Raw genomic sequence first — 15,231 nt, forward strand, 5'->3', positions numbered from 1 at the left:
CGCAATCCCGACATCGTTTCTGCCCAATTTCACGGCCCCCCAACCCGCCCGGTGCCGAGAAAAAGATGTTACAGATTTCGCCCAGACCCTTCCGCTCGATCCTGATTATCCAGACCAAGTTCATCGGCGATGTTGTTCTGTCCTCCACGCTCGCCAAGAACCTGCAGCTCGAATATCCCGGTGTCAGGATCGTCTTTCTCTGCGAGGCGCGCCTCGCCAGTTTCGTGACCGCCCACGGCATCGCCTCGGAAGTCGTGACCTTCCGCCGCGCCGCCATGCGCGGCACCCCGCTGGAGCGTGGGCGCGAGCTCTATTCTATGATCAGCAAGCTGCGCCAATTCCGTTTCGACCTGACCATCGACCTCACCGATTCAAAGACATCGCGGCTCATCGTCAGGTTCCTCAACGCCAGCACCCGCATCGGCTACAATCCTCCGGAAAGGCCGCTGCGCTGGCATGAGCGCCAGCCCGCCAATGTCTTTGCCGAGCCGTTCGGTTTTGGCGAACGTCACTATCTCTACCGCTACCTTTCGCCGCTCGAGCCGCTCGGCGTCGGCCTGCGCGTGCGGGTGCCGTCGATTCGGCCATTGCCGATGGAGACGGCGAGGGCCCAGGCATTGCTGGACAAACACCATTTGCGGCCAAACGGCTTTGTCGCGGTGCATGCCGGCGCCAGTTTTCACGGCCGGCGCTGGCAGCATGAACGCTTTGCCGCCGTGTTCGACACGATTTCGCGCGAAACCGGACTGGATTTCGTACTCGTCGGAGGCCCTGACGAGCGCAAGCCGGCCGAGCAGATCCTCGCCAGTGCCGCGTCGATCGTCAACCTCGTCGGCGCGCTGTCGCTGGAAACGCTGCTGGCGGTGTTGCAGCAGGCGCGGCTGTTTGTCGGCAATGAGAGCGGCCCCATGCACATGGCAGCAGCGGCCGGAACGCCGGTTGTCGGCCTGTTCGGCCTGACCAGCCCGGCCGTCTGGGGACCGGTCGGCGTGCCCAGCCTCGCCTTGCAGCCATCCATGCCGTGCAATTGCGTGGCGGGCAGCCTGTGCAATCCGCTCGATCCCAGCAAGGCCTGCTGCGTCTGGCGCCTCGAGGTCGAACCGGTCGTCGCGGCCGTGCGCGAAGTCCTGTCACGCACGCATGTGGAACTGGAACACGCCGTCTGACGGTGCGCGGCGGTCACATTGTCGGGATATCAGCTTTCTCACGGCCACTATCCCAATTTCCGCCTTGTTGCGGGTCCTGGGATGCGGCTATGACAGCGCCGATTCTCAGACAAGACAGGCATCCCTTGCAAAAGCTGTTTTGCGCCTTGGCGCTATCTATCCTGGCCGTGTCCTCGGCCCAGGCCGCGCCGCTTGTCGAGCCGACGCTGCATCTGAAGGCTGAGGATGGTGGCAGTGGCAATGTCGGCCGCGTCGCGCTTACGCTCGACGCCTGCGGCGGCCAGACCGATACGAGGATCCTGTCGGCGCTGGTGGAGAACCGGATTCCGGCGACGATCTTCGTCACCGGCATCTGGCTGAAGCGCAACGCCGCCGTCGTCGAGATCATGCGCGCGCATCCGGACCTGTTCGAACTGGAAAACCATGGCGGCCATCACATCCCGGCCGTCGACACGCCGCGCAAGATCTATGGCATCCGCAGCGCCGGCAGCCCGGAAGCGGTGCGGGCCGAAGTCGAATCGGGCGCCGCCGCTCTCGCTGGCACCGGCGAGCCGGCGCCGAAATGGTTTCGCGGCGCGACCGCCGAATACAGTCCGTCGGCCATCGCTATGATCCGCAGGCTCGGCTTCAAGATCGCCGGCTTTTCGATCAACGGCGATGGCGGCTCGTTGCTTGGTGCAAAAGAAACCGCCCGGCGCATCGCCGCCGCCAAGGATGGCGATGTCATCATCGCCCACATCAACCAGCCGACCCACGCCGCCGGCGAGGGCGTCGTGCAAGGTCTGCTCGCGCTGAAGGCCAAGGGGCTGATGTTCGTGCGGCTGGATGACGCCGACGGTGTCGGCAACGACGGGACGACTGATTAGGATTGGGCGGCGGCAGGCAGTTTCATCGCCTTTGGACTGACGTCGCCGACGTTTGAGATTAGCCGAGGCCTCTAAACTTCGTCATCCCAGGATGAAACAGGAGCGAAGCTCCGTCGCGAAGACCCTGGGATGACGAAGCGAGCAACGGCGGCTTGAGTCGCTTGCTCAGGCCGGTGCTGCTTCGATATTGACCCTGTTGGGATAAAACGCGCCGTGGTCGCGAATCTCAGCCATTTCGTCGAAGGGCTGCTCATAGCCCCACATCGCGTCCTTGCCGGTCTCACCGGCCGGCAGCACGCTCCAGTAGCTGGCGTCGCCCTTGTAGGGGCAGTGGGTCGACAGGGTGGTTTTGCCGAGCTGGGTGAAGTCGATGTCTTCGAAGGGGATGTAGAATGCCTGGGGGTAGGGCGGTTCGGACAGAAGCTTCGCCCGCGTCGATGAGGCGATCACCGTATCGCCGGCACGCACGACCACGGTACCGCGATAGGGTTCGACGGTGATGACCTTGCCGGGATTGCTCTGAAAGCCGGGGGCGGGGTTGGCGATCTGGTCCATGCGGGGTTCTCCTTGTTCGATTGGGAGCACAGTCCGATTGAGAGCGTGCGGGATGCTTCCCATGTCTCTAAAATGTGTCTGGAGAACCCGTTGCGCAAGCCTTCGCCAGTAGCCCAGAGCTGGCCTTCCGATCACTAAAAACGATCCCGCGTGGAATGCTCAGGCTGCGGTCTTGAACACGTCCATGAGGCCGGCATAGGCCGCGGCAATACCGGCTACCGGGTTGGTGCTTCTTGACGTCGTCTCGACCTTCAGTGGGCCGCCGCCTATCGGCAAGGTGAGCAGCAGGAACTGGCGATTGCCGCCATCGCCGATCGATGCGGCGGCGACATGCTGGCCTTCGCCTTCGTTCTGGACGCACATTTTGAACAGCAGCGTGCCGCCGACCGCTTCAAGGGCGCCGCCGACCACCTCGACAAATTCGTCTTCGGAGACCTTTTTGGCCTCCGGCACGAGATCGGGCAGACTTGCGGCAAGCGTGTCTTCAAGCTCTTTGTCGTCGAGTTGAATATCGTCCAACTGCACGTCTTGGGCCTCGCTGTCATCCAGCTGCCTGTCGTCGATCTGCCTGTAATCGATCTGCTTGCCGTCGATCTGCTTGCCGTCGAGCTGCGTGTCCATGCGAACCTCTTTCAGTCGCCAATCCGCACCCCTACCCCGTTAACGAACCTTAACGTCGACGATGGCCGGATTGTGGCGGTTTTCCCCGCCTTTCGATCACTGCTTGCTTCAGCCGTTAACGGTTGGAGACGTCATGGCTGGACAATCCGTCCGTTCGTCCCACAATGGAACAAAAGACGGGAAAAACGAGGAAGCAATGGGAGGAACCAGATGCTCGGACTGATGCAGGAATGGCCGCTGCTCTGCCACAAGCTGATCGACAATGCCGAGCGGCAGCACGGGACGCGCGAGATCGTCTCGCGCTCGATCGAAGGTCCTGTCGTTCGCACCACCTATGCTGAAGTTCATCGCCGCGCGCTCAAGGTCGCTCAACGGTTGGAGCGCGATGGCTTTGTGCTCGGCGACCGCATCGCGACCCTGGCCTGGAACACGGCGCGCCACATAGAGGCCTGGTACGGCATCATGGGCATCGGCGCCATCTACCATACGCTCAACCCGCGTTTGTTCCCCGAGCAGATCGTCTGGATCATGAACAATGCGCAGGATAGAGGGATCTTCGTCGACCTGACCTTCATGCCGCTGCTGGAAAAGATCGCCGGCGCGGTCAAATCGCTGAAAAAGGTGATCGTCCTGACCGACAAGGCGCATCTGCCTGAAACGACGCTGTCGAATGTGGTTGCCTATGAGGACTGGTTGAACGAGGCCGATGGCGACTTCGCCTGGAAGGTTTTCGGCGAAAACACCGCAGCCGGCATGTGCTACACCTCCGGCACGACGGGCGATCCCAAAGGTGTGCTCTACAGCCACCGCTCGAATGTGCTGCATGCCATGATTGCTGCCATGCCCGACGCCATGGGCCTCTCCGCGCGGGACACGATCCTCCCCGTCGTGCCGATGTTTCATGCCAATGCCTGGGGCCTTGGCCAGAGCGCGCCGATGATCGGCGCCAAGCTGGTCATGCCCGGTTGCAAGATGGACGGCGCCTCGATCTACGAGCTGCTCGACACCGAGAAGGTGACCTTCAGCGCCGCCGTGCCGACCGTCTGGATGATGCTGCTGCAGCATCTGGAAGACACCGGCAAGAAGCTTCCCTATCTCAGCAAAGTCGTCATCGGCGGCTCGTCCTGCCCGCGCGCCATCATCAGGAAATTCCAGGACAATTACGGTGTCGAAGTCATCCATGCCTGGGGCATGACCGAAATGTCACCGCTCGGCACGCTGTGCACCATGAAGCCGCAGTATCAAGCGCTCGAGGGCGAGGACCGGCTCGATATCCAGGGCAAGCAGGGCTACCCGCCCTTCGGGGTCGAGATGAAGGTGACGGATGACGACGACAAGGAACTGCCTTGGGACGGCAAGACCTTCGGCCGGCTGAAGGTGCGCGGTCCAGCCGTCGCCAGCGCCTATTATGGCGGCGTCGGAGCCGAGCAGTTCGACAAGGACGGCTGGTTCGACACTGGCGATGTCGCCCATATCGATTCCGGCGGCTACATGCAGATCACCGATCGCGCCAAGGACGTCATCAAGTCGGGCGGCGAGTGGATATCGACCATCGACCTGGAGAACCTCGCCGTCGGCCATCCCGATGTCGCCGAGGCCGCGGCGATCGGCGTCCATCATTCGAAATGGGGCGAGCGGCCCTTGCTGGTCGTGGTCGCCAAGCCCGGCAAGGAGCCGAGCAAGGCCGATATACTGGCGTTCATGGACGGCAAGGTGCCGAAATGGTGGATACCCGACGACGTCGCTTTCGTCAGTGAAATCCCGCACACCGCCACCGGCAAGATCCAGAAGATCACCTTGCGCAAGCAGTTCAGCGACTACCGCCTGCCGACGGATTGACCGGGACCGTGCGTTTCCTTGACCTTCAAGCTACCGGCCGCAAAAACGTTAGGGCAGGGGATGTTCAATTTGAGCATCCTTTGCTCTAAGCGTCTGTGCGGGTTGGGGCGGTGCTGAAGACAATGGAAATTGACGAGCGGCAGACATCGAAGGCGGCCGGCTGGTCGCGGCGCACGGGCGCTTTTGCCCTGGTCCTGCTGCTCACCGTGCTGGCCGGCCATCATTTCGAACTGGTCGAAACGCCGGCCTTCCTGTGGGTGCTGGCGATCGTCGCCTTGCTTGCCGCGTTCGCTTTGCTGTTTGCCGGCCTCGCTTTGTCCCGGCTGTGGCATTTCGGTGACCGTGGCGGCCGCGACCTCTCGGTCGGCGCCCTGCTGGCGCTGCTGGTGCTGACGCCCTACGGCTTTGCCACCTATTTGGCGGCGACCACGCCGCCCCTGAGGGACATTTCGACGGACCTCGACAATCCGCCGGTGCTCGAGACCAGCGACCGCACCAAGGACATGAACGTGCTCGCGCTGCCAACGCCGGGCGAAGCGCGCCTGCAGGCCGACGCCTATCCGCTGGTCACCGGGCATAGCTACAATCTGCCTTTCGAAACCGTCGTCGACGCCGTTGAAACCGTGCTCGACCGCCGCGATTGGCAACTTACCGCGCCATACCCAGTGACCGACGGTCAAGACGAGGTGACGATATCGGCCGTGGCCCGGAGCTTCGTCGTCGGCCTGCCCGCCGACGTCGCCATCCGGGTCAGCAATGATGGCGACACCATCGTCGTCGACATGCGCTCGGCCTCCCGCTACGGCCGCTACGATCTCGGCGACAATGCCGCGCGCATCGTCGGGTTCCTCGCCGAACTCGACCAGGAGGTTGCGGGCCAGGTGGGTGCGGCTCCGGCCGAGTAGTTCTCTACCCCACCGGCACAAAGACGCCGTCGATGGCCGGGTCACCCTGGGTGGCAATCAGGCCGCGCGCCACCAGGTCTTCGAGATGGGCAAGCACCGACAGACCGGCAGCGCCATGCAGGCGTGGGTCGGTGTCCCGGTAGATCGCCTTGACCATGTCCGGGATCGTCCGGTCGCCGTCGCGGATCCGCTCGAGGATCGCCCGTTCGCGCATCTTGCGATGGGTCTTGAGCCCGCGCATGAAGCTGAGCGGCGCGGTCACCGGGCCGCCGTGGCCGGGCAGCAGCAGGCGGTCGTCGCGCGCGATCAGCCTGTCGAGCGAGGCCATGTAGTCGGCCATCGCTCCGTCCGGCGGCGCCACGATCGATGTCGCCCACGCCATCACATGATCGGCTGAAAACAGGATGCCGGTGCCTTCGAGCGCAAATGCCGCGTGATTGGCGGTGTGGCCCGGCGTCAGCACCGTCCGGATCGTCCAGCCATCGCCCTCGACCAGCGTATCGTCGGGCAAAGTGACATCCGGCACGAAACCGGTGTCGGCGCTGGCGTCGAGCGGATTGATCTCGGCGATCCGCAGCGGCCTTGCCGGGCGGTGCGGGCCTTCGGCCAGCACGGCGGCACCGGTGCGCGCTTTCAGCCGGGCGGCCAGGGGAGAATGGTCGCGATGCGTGTGACTGACGAAAACATGGCTCACCGGCCGGTTTGCGATCACCTTCAGCAACGTCTGGAAATGCGCTTCATCATCCGGACCCGGGTCGATCACCGCCAGTGTGTCGCGGCCGATAATGTAGCTGTTTGTGCCGTGAAAGGTGAATGGGCTGGGGTTTTTGGCGGTGACGCGCAAGACCTCGGGCGCGACGGTGACGCCCTGGCCATAGGCGGGATCGAAGCTGGTGTCGAATTTGAGCGCCATGGCGGTGTCGTTGAATCTCTGTTCAGGAAGACGGCAAAACTGATTGCCGCATAACACGGAAGCCAATATAGAAAAACGCAAGGCCGCGATCTGCGGCAATCCGGATTGGGGAAGACCATGGCACTTGCAACGACGATGCGCCCGCTTGTTTCTCTCGCTTTGCCCCAGGAGGGCGCGCAGCGCCTGGCAACCCAGCTTTTGCTGGCGATCGCCGGAACGCTGCTTTTGACCCTGTCGGCCAAGACGAAAGTCGTGCTCGGGCCGGTCGACATCTCGATGCAGACGCTGGCCGTCCTGCTGATCGCCACCGCATTTGGCCTGCGGCTTGGCGTCGCTACCCTGCTTCTCTACATGGCCGAAGGCGCCATGGGCTTCCCGGTCTTCCAGAGCACGCCTGAAAAGGGCATCGGCATCGCCTACATGATCGGCGGCACCGGCGGTTATCTCGCCGGCTTCGTCGTCATGGCGGCCATTGTCGGCTGGGCCGCCGACCGCGGCTGGGACCGCCACCCGATCAAGTTGTTCAACGCCATGCTGGTCGCCGAAATCGTCATGATGGCCATGGGCTTTGCCTGGCTGGCCACCCTCATCGGCGCGGAAAAGGCGTGGCAGTTCGGCGTTTTGCCGTTCGTCCTCGGCGACCTGATCAAGGTTGCGCTCGCCGCCAGCCTGGTGCCGGCGGTATGGTCGCTGCTGCCCAAGCAGCCCTGAAACCGGACAAATGAATGAGCCGGCGGGCCCAGGGCCCGCCGGCTTTTTGTTGTCACGCGTCCGCCAGCCGATGGCGGGACGCCGGTTTGCCAAATCGCCGCATCTATTGCAGCGTCAGCTTGTGCCTGGTCGGTCAAATTGCCGCGAGGCGGCAGATGCAGAGCAATTCTGGCGCCGATCCACGGCCGAGATTGAATTGACAAGCCATTGCGCGAAACCTAAGCACGGGCAACTTGATTTCGAGGCGGGGGCCGGCAATTCAAGGAGAGCTTGTTGAAGGGAATAATCCTTGCAGGAGGCAGCGGGACGCGTCTGTATCCCCTTACATTAGCGATCTCTAAGCAGATTCTGCCGATATACGACAAGCCGATGATTTTTTATCCGCTGAGCGTCTTGATGCTCGCCGGTATCCGCCAGATTTTGATCATTTCGACACCTCGCGACTTGCCGGTGTTTCGGGAGTTGCTGGGCGACGGTTCGGAATTCGGGGTCGAATTCTCCTATGCCGAGCAGGCGCAGCCCAACGGGCTTGCCGAGGCCTTCATCATCGGCCGCGACTTCATCGGCAAGGATAATGTGTCGATGATTCTCGGCGACAACATCTATTTCGGCGAGGGCCTGTCGCAGCTCTGCCGCACTGCTGCGCAGCGCCAAAGCGGCGCGTCGGTGTTCGCCTACCATGTCGAGGACCCGCAGCGCTACGGCGTGGTGTCGTTCGACAAGCTCAGCGGCACGGCTTTGACGATCGAGGAGAAGCCGCGGGAGCCGAAGTCCAACTGGGCGGTCACCGGCCTCTATTTCTACGACAATGAGGTCGTCGACATCGCGTCGACGATCAAGCCCTCGGCGCGTGGCGAACTCGAGATCACGGCGGTCAACAACGTCTATCTCGAGCGCGGGAAATTGCACGTGCATCAGCTCGGCCGCGGCTATGCCTGGCTCGACACCGGCACGCATGACAGCCTGCATGAAGCCTCTTCCTTCGTGCGCACGATCGAGCACCGCCAGGGGATCAAAGTCGCCTGTCCTGAAGAAATCGCTTTCGAGCAGGGCTGGCTGACCGCCGACAAGGTGCTTGAGCGCGCCACGCGCCTGGGCAAGAACGAATACGCCGCCTATCTGCGCCGGCGTGTCACCGAGCTGACGGAGACATAGGGTGCTGGAAGTCAGGCAGCTCGGTTTGGACGGCGTGCTGGAAATCGTGCCGAAGCGGCACGGCGATGCGCGCGGTTATTTCATCGAAACCTGGAATGCCGAGGCCTTTGCTGAGGCCGGCATCGATCTGCGTTTCGTCCAGGACAATCATTCCTATTCGGCTGCCGCAGGTGTCGTGCGGGGGCTTCACTATCAACTGCCTCCACGCGCGCAGGACAAGTTGCTGCGTGTGATCCGAGGCAAGATTCTCGACGTGGCGGTCGACATCCGCCGCAGCTCGAAAACCTTCGGCAAATGGGTCGCGCTCGAAATATCGGCCGAGAGAGGCAACCAGATCCTCGTGCCGAAGGGTTTCGCGCACGGTTTCGTCACGCTCGTGCCGGACACCGAGGTTCTGTATAAGGTCACCGACACCTATTCGCCGGCGCATGATCGATCGATCCGTTTCGACGATCCTGATATCGGCATCGATTGGCCGTCGCCGGCCGGCGCCTTCGAGCTCTCGGCCAAGGACCTCAAGGCGTCGGCGCTTGCTGAGGCCGAGGTGTTCGCATGACGCGCGACGATGTGAGGAGAGCGCCATGAATTTTCTGGTGACAGGCGGTGCCGGCTTCATCGGCTCGGCGGTGTGCCGGCATTTGTGCGCCAATCCCGCCTACCATGTGACCAATCTCGACAAGCTCACCTATGCCGGCAATCTGGCCTCGCTGCGCACCATCGAGAATGCACACAACTACAAATTTGCGCAGGCCGACATCTGTGACGAGCGGGCGGTTCTCGACATCCTCCACCGCGACGAGATCGACGTCGTCATGAACCTCGCCGCCGAAAGCCATGTCGACCGCTCGATCGACGGACCCGGCGCCTTCATCGAGACCAACATCGTCGGCACCTACCGGGTGCTGAATTCGGCGCTCGAATATTGGCGCGGCCTTGACGAGGACAGGAAGGCGCGCTTCCGCTTCCACCATGTCTCGACCGACGAGGTGTTCGGCGATCTGCCCTTCGATGGCGGCATGTTCGTGGAGGAGACGCCTTACGCGCCATCCTCGCCCTATTCCGCCTCCAAGGCCGCATCCGACCATCTGGTGCGGGCCTGGCACGAGACGTACGGCCTGCCGGTCGTGCTCTCCAACTGTTCGAACAATTACGGGCCTTATCACTTCCCCGAAAAGCTGATCCCGCTGGTCATCCTCAACGCGCTCGACGAAAAGCCGCTGCCGGTCTACGGCGCTGGCGCCAATGTGCGCGACTGGCTGTTCGTAGAGGATCACGCCCGTGCTCTGGAACTGGTCGCCACAAAGGGCCAGCCCGGCGAAAGTTACAATGTCGGCGGCAATTCCGAGCGTACCAACCTTGGCGTCGTCGAGACGATCTGCGGCCTGCTCGACATCAGGCGTCCGCGCAGCGGCGGCAGGAGCTACCGCGATTTGATCAGCTTCGTGACCGATCGGCCCGGCCACGACCGCCGCTATGCAATCGATGCCTCCAAGATCGGCCGGGATCTCGGTTGGGCGCCGGCGGAGAGTTTCGACAGCGGGCTTGCAAGGACCGTCGACTGGTTCCTCGACAACAAATGGTGGTGGGGACCGATCCGCGAGCAGCGCTACGCCGGCGAGCGGCTGGGGCAAGTCCGGTCGCGCGGCCAGGTTGAAGGCAGGAAGGGCGCGGCGTGAGGCTGGTTGTCACCGGACGCGACGGTCAGGTCGCTGCCAGCCTGCTGGAGGCCGGGCAGAGGCGCGATGGCATCGAGGTCGTCACCCTCGGCCGCCCAGTGCTCGATCTGGCGCGGCCCGATACGGTGTTCGACGCACTCGCGGCAGCGCGGCCGGATATCGTGGTGTCGGCTGCCGCCTACACCGCCGTCGACCAGGCCGAGGACGAGCCCGATCTTGCCTTCGCTGTGAACGCCGTCGGCGCCGGCAAGGTCGCCGAGGCGGCCGCGAAGCTCGGCGTGCCCGTAATCCATCTGTCGACCGACTACGTCTTCGATGGCACCAAGGACGGCGCCTATGTCGAGACCGACGCCACCGCACCGCTCGGCGTCTACGGCGCCTCCAAGCTTGCCGGCGAGCTGGCCGTGGCCGCCGTCAATCCGCGCCATCTGATCCTGCGCACCGCCTGGGTCTACAGCCCGTTCGGCAAGAATTTCGTGAAAACCATGCTGCGGCTGGCCGGCGACCGCGACGAGATCGCCGTGGTCGCCGACCAATGGGGAAATCCGACATCCGCACTTGATATTGCCGACGCGATCCTGCACGCGGCGGCGGTGTTGCGCGGCGACGACAGCTTCGACGGCTATGGGATCTACCATCTCGCCGGAGCCGGAGACGTCAACTGGAGCGGCTTTGCACGCCACATTCTGGAGGCAAGCCTGTCACATGGCGGGCCGTATGCTGCGGTACGGGATATTACGGCGCGCGACTACCCGACCAAAGCGCGTCGCCCGGCTAATTCGCGTCTTTCGACGCAAAAATTCACAGCCGCATTCGGATCGGAGGCACAGGGGTGGCAGCAATCGACAGGGCTTGTGGTGCGCCGCATCTTGCAAGCCCCGCCGGCAGCATGGAAAGACGTAGCGATTGTGTCTGTTAAGCGATGAAACAGCTTGTCGCTATCTTTATGTCGGCCGAGTCGCCATATCGCGGCGCCTTCATGCCTGTCGCGGAAATTACCAAGCCTGAGCAAGTTACACTGAAGGAAGTATCATAATGTCGGGTGTATCAATGGTTTGGCTTCGGCTCGCGCAGTTTGACATACGGCTTCGTTACCGAAATTCGACTTTCGGGCCTTTCTGGATTACGCTGAACACGGCAATATTTGCCCTTTCAGTTGGGCTTCTATATGCTGTGTTGTTTAAGCAGCCAATAAGGGAGTTCATACATCACTTGGCCACGAGTGTAGTCTTGTGGCAATTTCTGTCTGGAGCAATAATTGAAGGTTCGGAAACTTTAATTGGATCTCACGATCTTCTTCTAAATACGAAGATCTCGCCGGCCTCATGCATATTTCGTTGTGTCTCTAAGAACATAATAATATTCATGCACAATGTGCTAATTATATTTATAACTCTAATTATTGCCTATCCGAACTCCGGCTTGAACATACCAATGTTCATCGTCGGAACCGCGCTGTTGGCTGCCCATGCCGCCTGGATATCGACAATCGTAGCGATTGTTTCTGTGCGATACAGAGACGTTCCGCTGATCACCGCTGCCGTTATGCAGCTTCTGTTCATGCTTTCGCCGATTATCTGGACGGCAAAGGTTCTCCCTACCAGCTCTCCGTTCCTGGTCTACAATCCTGTCGCCTACATCATCGATGCAGCGCGAACTCCACTGATGAGCGACGGCACCGACTACATGAGCGTGCTCGTGTCCGCCATTATTGCCGGCGCGGGGAGCACCGCCGCCTATCTTCTCTATCGAAGGACGGAGCACCGAATTCCGTACTGGCTTTGAATTCTGACGCCGTCACACAATTATATTGGAAGCCCCATGTCACCGCCATCCATTCATCTGAGCGACGTCACCGTCCGAATTCCGGTCTGGTCCGTTCCGGCAAATCGTTCTCTCAAGCAAGCCGCGCTCCGTTTCACCACGGGCGGGCGTTTGCTGGCCGGTGACTCCGGCCGTTTCGAAGTCGCGGCTCTCGATGGCGTGTCGCTCGATCTTAAGCCCGGCACCCGGCTGGGGCTGAGCGGGCACAACGGTGCTGGCAAGACGACACTGTTGCGCGTCTTGGCAGGCATTCTCAAACCCACCAGCGGGACAGCTGTCATCAACGGGGACTCGGCCGTTCTGATAACGCCCTCCATGGGTTTATCTCCCGAACTCACGGGCCGAGAGTTCATCCGGCTTCAGAGCCTCATGACCGGTATCGCCCCCCGTGAAATCGAGCGCCAGACCGAATCGATCATCGAGTTCTCGGAACTGGGCGATTTCATAAATTTGCCGGTACGCACCTACTCGTCCGGCATGCAGACACGGCTGTCGTTTTCGGTTGTCACCGCATATCCGACCGATATCGTGCTTCTTGACGAAGGGCTGGGCACGGGCGACGCGTCATTTCAAAAGAAGGCCAGAGAGAGAATGGAGCATTGGCTCAACAATGCCGCCATCGTCGTGCTGGCATCGCATTCCGATGCCCTGATCCGGTCGATGTGCAGTTCCGCGGTGTTTCTCGAGAAAGGTCGCGTCGTGAGAGAGGAGACCTTTGGCTAATGCGTCGTCAGCTGACTGCAACGCTCGCCGGCGCCGGCGCCAGAATCTTCGGGCACCAGGATTTGAAACAATCCTACCATAAGGTCTTCGACCCCGACGTTCCCCTGCAAAGCTATAGGGGCAGGCTTGCCTATTGGTGCATGTCGGCGGCGCACCGCCTTGGCTTCCTCTCCGACCTGCAACTTTCCTACCTGTCGCAGCTGCCGCTCGTCCCGGCGGTCGCTCCGCCAAACCATGTCTATGATCACGAGTTCTTGAACCTGCGGCTGAATCGAATCTACGACATGCCGGACGTCGAGATAGACGAGCGCCGGCCGCAGACGATCAATGTCCTGGTTCCTGCTTTCGACTTCAAATCGATCTCGGCCGGGTTCTTCGGCGTCTTCCAGATGGCGCTGTTCTTGCGCAAGACGGGTATCAATGTTCGCCTCGTCCTATTTGATAATTTCTATTTCAATATCGCCGACTTCAGAGAAAAGGTTTTGAAATACCCCGGTATGGAGGGTGTCTTCGACGAACTCGAAGTCGAGTATATCGGCGAGAGGCGGAAACCGCTTGCTATATCGCGCTTCGACTATGCCGTGGCGACCGTTTGGTATTCAGCCTATTTTGCAGAGAAGATTACAGCGCGCACAGAGAGCAAGAAGTTTATATACCTGATACAGGACTATGAGGCTGTATTTTATCCAGCAAATAGTCTATTTGCCGTTGCAGATCGTACATACGCGATGGACTACGACGCGATATTTTCAAGCGAAAGCCTTATGCAGTTCTTCATTTCGAATGATGTCGGCGGCATAAGGTCTCGCGGCATGTCGCATACGTTTTTCAACAACGCCTGCTCGTCCAATCTCCTGCCCAAGGACATGTTCATCCAACGCAATCTTGCAAAAAAAAAGAAGACGATCGTCTTCTATTCTCGGCCGGTGGTGGATCGGAATATGTTCGAACTTACAGCGTTAGCTCTTACGACGGCCTTCAGGCGGGGCATTTTCGACCCCGAGGAATGGGATTGCGTGGGCATGGGCTTGGGAGAAGGTGTTGTCGAGTTGCAGCCCGGGGTTCGATCGGTTTCGTTGCCAAGGATGGACCTCAGCAAATACATCGAGGAGGTCTCGGGTTTTGATATCTGTCTCACGCTGATGGCTTCTCCGCATCCGAGCATGATCCCGATGGATCTGGCCGGATCCGGCTGTGTCGTTGTGACAAATACCTTCAAGACAAAAACTGATGATTATTTGAAGGGCCTCAGCGGAAATATCATCCCGGCTGCTTCGGAATTGAATGAAATCGTTTCAGCTTTGGAGCTGGCAAAGTCGAGGAGCGGGGACCTGGAGCAGAGGTACAGATTTGCCAAGGCAATGAAGTATCCGCGGGATTGGGACCAGTCGCTCACTGCCAAACATCTGAATTTCTTCAAGCGTCGCCTGCAGGTTCGCGCGGAAAAAGCAGCAACCGGCAAACAATAACCGTCGTGAATTTTTTCGATTGCCGGCGCCGCGGTCGGGGCGACTGCAACAAGGAGCGTAAGACGGTGGCGATGGCTACATCACACAAGGCGGTCAGACTCGCTTTGCCGCGGGGGCCACGAACCCTGATAGTGGTCGGATGTGGCCGGGGCGGCACAAGCCTCGTCGCCGGTGCGGCCATAATCCTGGGCGTGCCCATGGGATCGTCACCCGATTCCATCATCCATGAGGATATGGAGCTCGTTTATGCGGCCCAGGGTCGGGACATCGATGGCCGCCTGATCGATGGTTCGGCAGATAATGGCTTGAAGAAGCTGGAAGAGATCATCGAGGCGAGAAATGATGCCAATGATCTATGGGGTTGGAAAGATCCGTCTGCCGATCTTTACCTCGGGGCGATAGCGGAGGTCGTGAGGAACCCGTTCATCGTGTTCGTCAACCGCGACATGGCTGCGGTCGCCCAGTCCGAAGTCAAGCAGATGCAGTCCTCAATCGAGCAAGCCTATGACCTGGCGCTGATCAGGTACAGCAGATATTGGGAATTGCTGCAGCGATTGCAGTGGCCGACGCTCCTTGTCAGCTATGAGCGTTCGCTGTTGAACCCGGAGTCACTGTTGTGCGAGATCGCAGATTTTATTGGACTTGAGCCCCCCAGCGAAAGACAGCGCGATTTCATCAAGCAGTTCGCTTCCGGGCGGGATTATCAGCAACTGGACTTGGCAAACGCCGCTGTCTAGGCTTCCTTGATGGCTTGCCGGGCAATTTCGTCGGGGGGCGAGAGACAGTGGTGACAAGGACGTAACCTTGG

The 15,231-nt window shown here is 60.8% G+C and carries 16 protein-coding genes; 13 read left to right on the top strand and 3 right to left on the bottom strand.

Features of this window, described 5'->3' with window-relative positions:
* The first annotated feature begins 65 nt into the window (after positions 1–65).
* Both NKJ18_RS10675 and NKJ18_RS10680 read left to right on the top strand, forming a co-directional pair.
* Entirely contained in the window at positions 66–1,166 is a 1,101-nt protein-coding gene (locus NKJ18_RS10675) for a glycosyltransferase family 9 protein (RefSeq protein ID WP_023703202.1), read from the top strand.
* 89 nt (positions 1,167–1,255) lie between these two features.
* Complete coding sequence (locus NKJ18_RS10680; protein ID WP_050590348.1) at positions 1,256–2,032, top strand: polysaccharide deacetylase family protein; 777 nt, start codon at positions 1,256–1,258, stop codon at positions 2,030–2,032.
* Between the two features lie 165 nt (positions 2,033–2,197).
* Here the strand turns inward: NKJ18_RS10680 and NKJ18_RS10685 are convergent, their stop codons facing one another.
* Together NKJ18_RS10685 and NKJ18_RS10690 are read right to left on the bottom strand one after the other, a co-directional pair.
* Positions 2,198–2,587 carry a DUF427 domain-containing protein gene (locus NKJ18_RS10685; protein WP_352445781.1) on the bottom strand — a complete coding sequence of 130 codons (390 nt, stop codon included), beginning with the start codon at positions 2,585–2,587 and terminating at the stop codon, positions 2,198–2,200.
* Positions 2,588–2,746: 159 nt separating this feature from the next.
* Positions 2,747–3,106 (bottom strand): hypothetical protein, encoded by a 360-nt coding sequence (locus NKJ18_RS10690; RefSeq protein ID WP_352758213.1) that lies wholly within the window; start codon positions 3,104–3,106, stop codon positions 2,747–2,749.
* A 312-nt stretch (positions 3,107–3,418) separates the two neighbouring features.
* On the opposite strand from NKJ18_RS10690, the gene NKJ18_RS10695 reads away from it, so the two are divergent.
* Both NKJ18_RS10695 and NKJ18_RS10700 read left to right on the top strand, forming a co-directional pair.
* The gene (locus NKJ18_RS10695; protein WP_023703205.1) at positions 3,419–5,047 is read left to right on the top strand and encodes a fatty-acid--CoA ligase; all 1,629 of its coding nucleotides are present in this window, start codon (positions 3,419–3,421) and stop codon (positions 5,045–5,047) included.
* 122 nt (positions 5,048–5,169) lie between these two features.
* Positions 5,170–5,952: a DUF1499 domain-containing protein gene (locus tag NKJ18_RS10700; RefSeq protein WP_352758200.1), complete on the top strand. Its 783-nt coding sequence runs from the start codon at positions 5,170–5,172 to the stop codon at positions 5,950–5,952.
* Between the two features lie 4 nt (positions 5,953–5,956).
* Here NKJ18_RS10700 and NKJ18_RS10705 read toward each other — a convergent pair whose 3' ends face one another.
* Complete coding sequence (locus NKJ18_RS10705; RefSeq protein WP_023752792.1) at positions 5,957–6,865, bottom strand: MBL fold metallo-hydrolase; 909 nt, start codon at positions 6,863–6,865, stop codon at positions 5,957–5,959.
* 117 nt (positions 6,866–6,982) lie between these two features.
* Here NKJ18_RS10705 and NKJ18_RS10710 point away from each other — a divergent pair, with 117 nt between their 5' ends.
* The 9 genes from NKJ18_RS10710 to NKJ18_RS10750 all read left to right on the top strand — a co-directional run bounded on the left by NKJ18_RS10710 (position 6,983) and on the right by NKJ18_RS10750 (position 15,160).
* Positions 6,983–7,576: a biotin transporter BioY gene (locus tag NKJ18_RS10710; RefSeq protein WP_023684601.1), complete on the top strand. Its 594-nt coding sequence runs from the start codon at positions 6,983–6,985 to the stop codon at positions 7,574–7,576.
* A 273-nt stretch (positions 7,577–7,849) separates the two neighbouring features.
* Positions 7,850–8,731: a glucose-1-phosphate thymidylyltransferase RfbA gene (gene rfbA, locus NKJ18_RS10715; RefSeq protein ID WP_023698135.1), complete on the top strand. Its 882-nt coding sequence runs from the start codon at positions 7,850–7,852 to the stop codon at positions 8,729–8,731.
* A gap of 1 nt (position 8,732) precedes the next feature.
* A complete protein-coding gene (gene rfbC, locus NKJ18_RS10720; protein ID WP_023687179.1) occupies positions 8,733–9,287 on the top strand; it encodes a dTDP-4-dehydrorhamnose 3,5-epimerase in 555 nt (184 codons plus the stop codon).
* A gap of 25 nt (positions 9,288–9,312) precedes the next feature.
* Positions 9,313–10,407, top strand: coding sequence for a dTDP-glucose 4,6-dehydratase (rfbB, locus tag NKJ18_RS10725; protein ID WP_023670704.1), 1,095 nt, complete (start codon positions 9,313–9,315; stop codon positions 10,405–10,407).
* Positions 10,404–11,333 (top strand): dTDP-4-dehydrorhamnose reductase, encoded by a 930-nt coding sequence (gene rfbD, locus NKJ18_RS10730; protein WP_352498443.1) that lies wholly within the window; start codon positions 10,404–10,406, stop codon positions 11,331–11,333. The genes rfbB and rfbD overlap by 4 nt, the downstream gene beginning before the upstream one ends.
* 124 nt (positions 11,334–11,457) lie before the next feature.
* Positions 11,458–12,192: an ABC transporter permease gene (locus tag NKJ18_RS10735; protein ID WP_352758214.1), complete on the top strand. Its 735-nt coding sequence runs from the start codon at positions 11,458–11,460 to the stop codon at positions 12,190–12,192.
* Positions 12,193–12,228: 36 nt separating this feature from the next.
* On the top strand, positions 12,229–12,954 hold the full coding sequence (locus tag NKJ18_RS10740) for an ABC transporter ATP-binding protein (protein ID WP_352758201.1): 726 nt from the start codon (positions 12,229–12,231) through the stop codon (positions 12,952–12,954).
* Positions 12,954–14,423 carry a rhamnosyltransferase WsaF family glycosyltransferase gene (locus NKJ18_RS10745; protein WP_352758202.1) on the top strand — a complete coding sequence of 490 codons (1,470 nt, stop codon included), beginning with the start codon at positions 12,954–12,956 and terminating at the stop codon, positions 14,421–14,423. The genes NKJ18_RS10740 and NKJ18_RS10745 overlap by 1 nt, the downstream gene beginning before the upstream one ends.
* Before the next feature lie 71 nt (positions 14,424–14,494).
* Positions 14,495–15,160 (top strand): sulfotransferase, encoded by a 666-nt coding sequence (locus tag NKJ18_RS10750; RefSeq protein ID WP_352758215.1) that lies wholly within the window; start codon positions 14,495–14,497, stop codon positions 15,158–15,160.
* The last annotated feature ends 71 nt before the right edge of the window (positions 15,161–15,231 follow it).

This window comes from Mesorhizobium sp. M0217, from assembly GCF_040321955.1.
Classification (GTDB): domain Bacteria; phylum Pseudomonadota; class Alphaproteobacteria; order Rhizobiales; family Rhizobiaceae; genus Mesorhizobium.

Coding starts and splice junctions, on each gene's coding strand:
- NKJ18_RS10745 (WP_352758202.1), top strand. CDS start 12,954: ATGCGTCGTCAGCTGACTGCAACGCTCGCCGGCGCCGGCGCCAGAATC.
- NKJ18_RS10705 (WP_023752792.1), bottom strand. CDS start 6,865: ATGGCGCTCAAATTCGACACCAGCTTCGATCCCGCCTATGGCCAGGGC.
- NKJ18_RS10695 (WP_023703205.1), top strand. CDS start 3,419: ATGCTCGGACTGATGCAGGAATGGCCGCTGCTCTGCCACAAGCTGATC.
- NKJ18_RS10680 (WP_050590348.1), top strand. CDS start 1,256: ATGACAGCGCCGATTCTCAGACAAGACAGGCATCCCTTGCAAAAGCTG.
- NKJ18_RS10675 (WP_023703202.1), top strand. CDS start 66: ATGTTACAGATTTCGCCCAGACCCTTCCGCTCGATCCTGATTATCCAG.
- NKJ18_RS10735 (WP_352758214.1), top strand. CDS start 11,458: ATGGTTTGGCTTCGGCTCGCGCAGTTTGACATACGGCTTCGTTACCGA.
- rfbB (WP_023670704.1), top strand. CDS start 9,313: ATGAATTTTCTGGTGACAGGCGGTGCCGGCTTCATCGGCTCGGCGGTG.
- NKJ18_RS10750 (WP_352758215.1), top strand. CDS start 14,495: ATGGCTACATCACACAAGGCGGTCAGACTCGCTTTGCCGCGGGGGCCA.
- NKJ18_RS10740 (WP_352758201.1), top strand. CDS start 12,229: ATGTCACCGCCATCCATTCATCTGAGCGACGTCACCGTCCGAATTCCG.
- NKJ18_RS10685 (WP_352445781.1), bottom strand. CDS start 2,587: ATGGACCAGATCGCCAACCCCGCCCCCGGCTTTCAGAGCAATCCCGGC.
- NKJ18_RS10700 (WP_352758200.1), top strand. CDS start 5,170: ATGGAAATTGACGAGCGGCAGACATCGAAGGCGGCCGGCTGGTCGCGG.
- NKJ18_RS10710 (WP_023684601.1), top strand. CDS start 6,983: ATGGCACTTGCAACGACGATGCGCCCGCTTGTTTCTCTCGCTTTGCCC.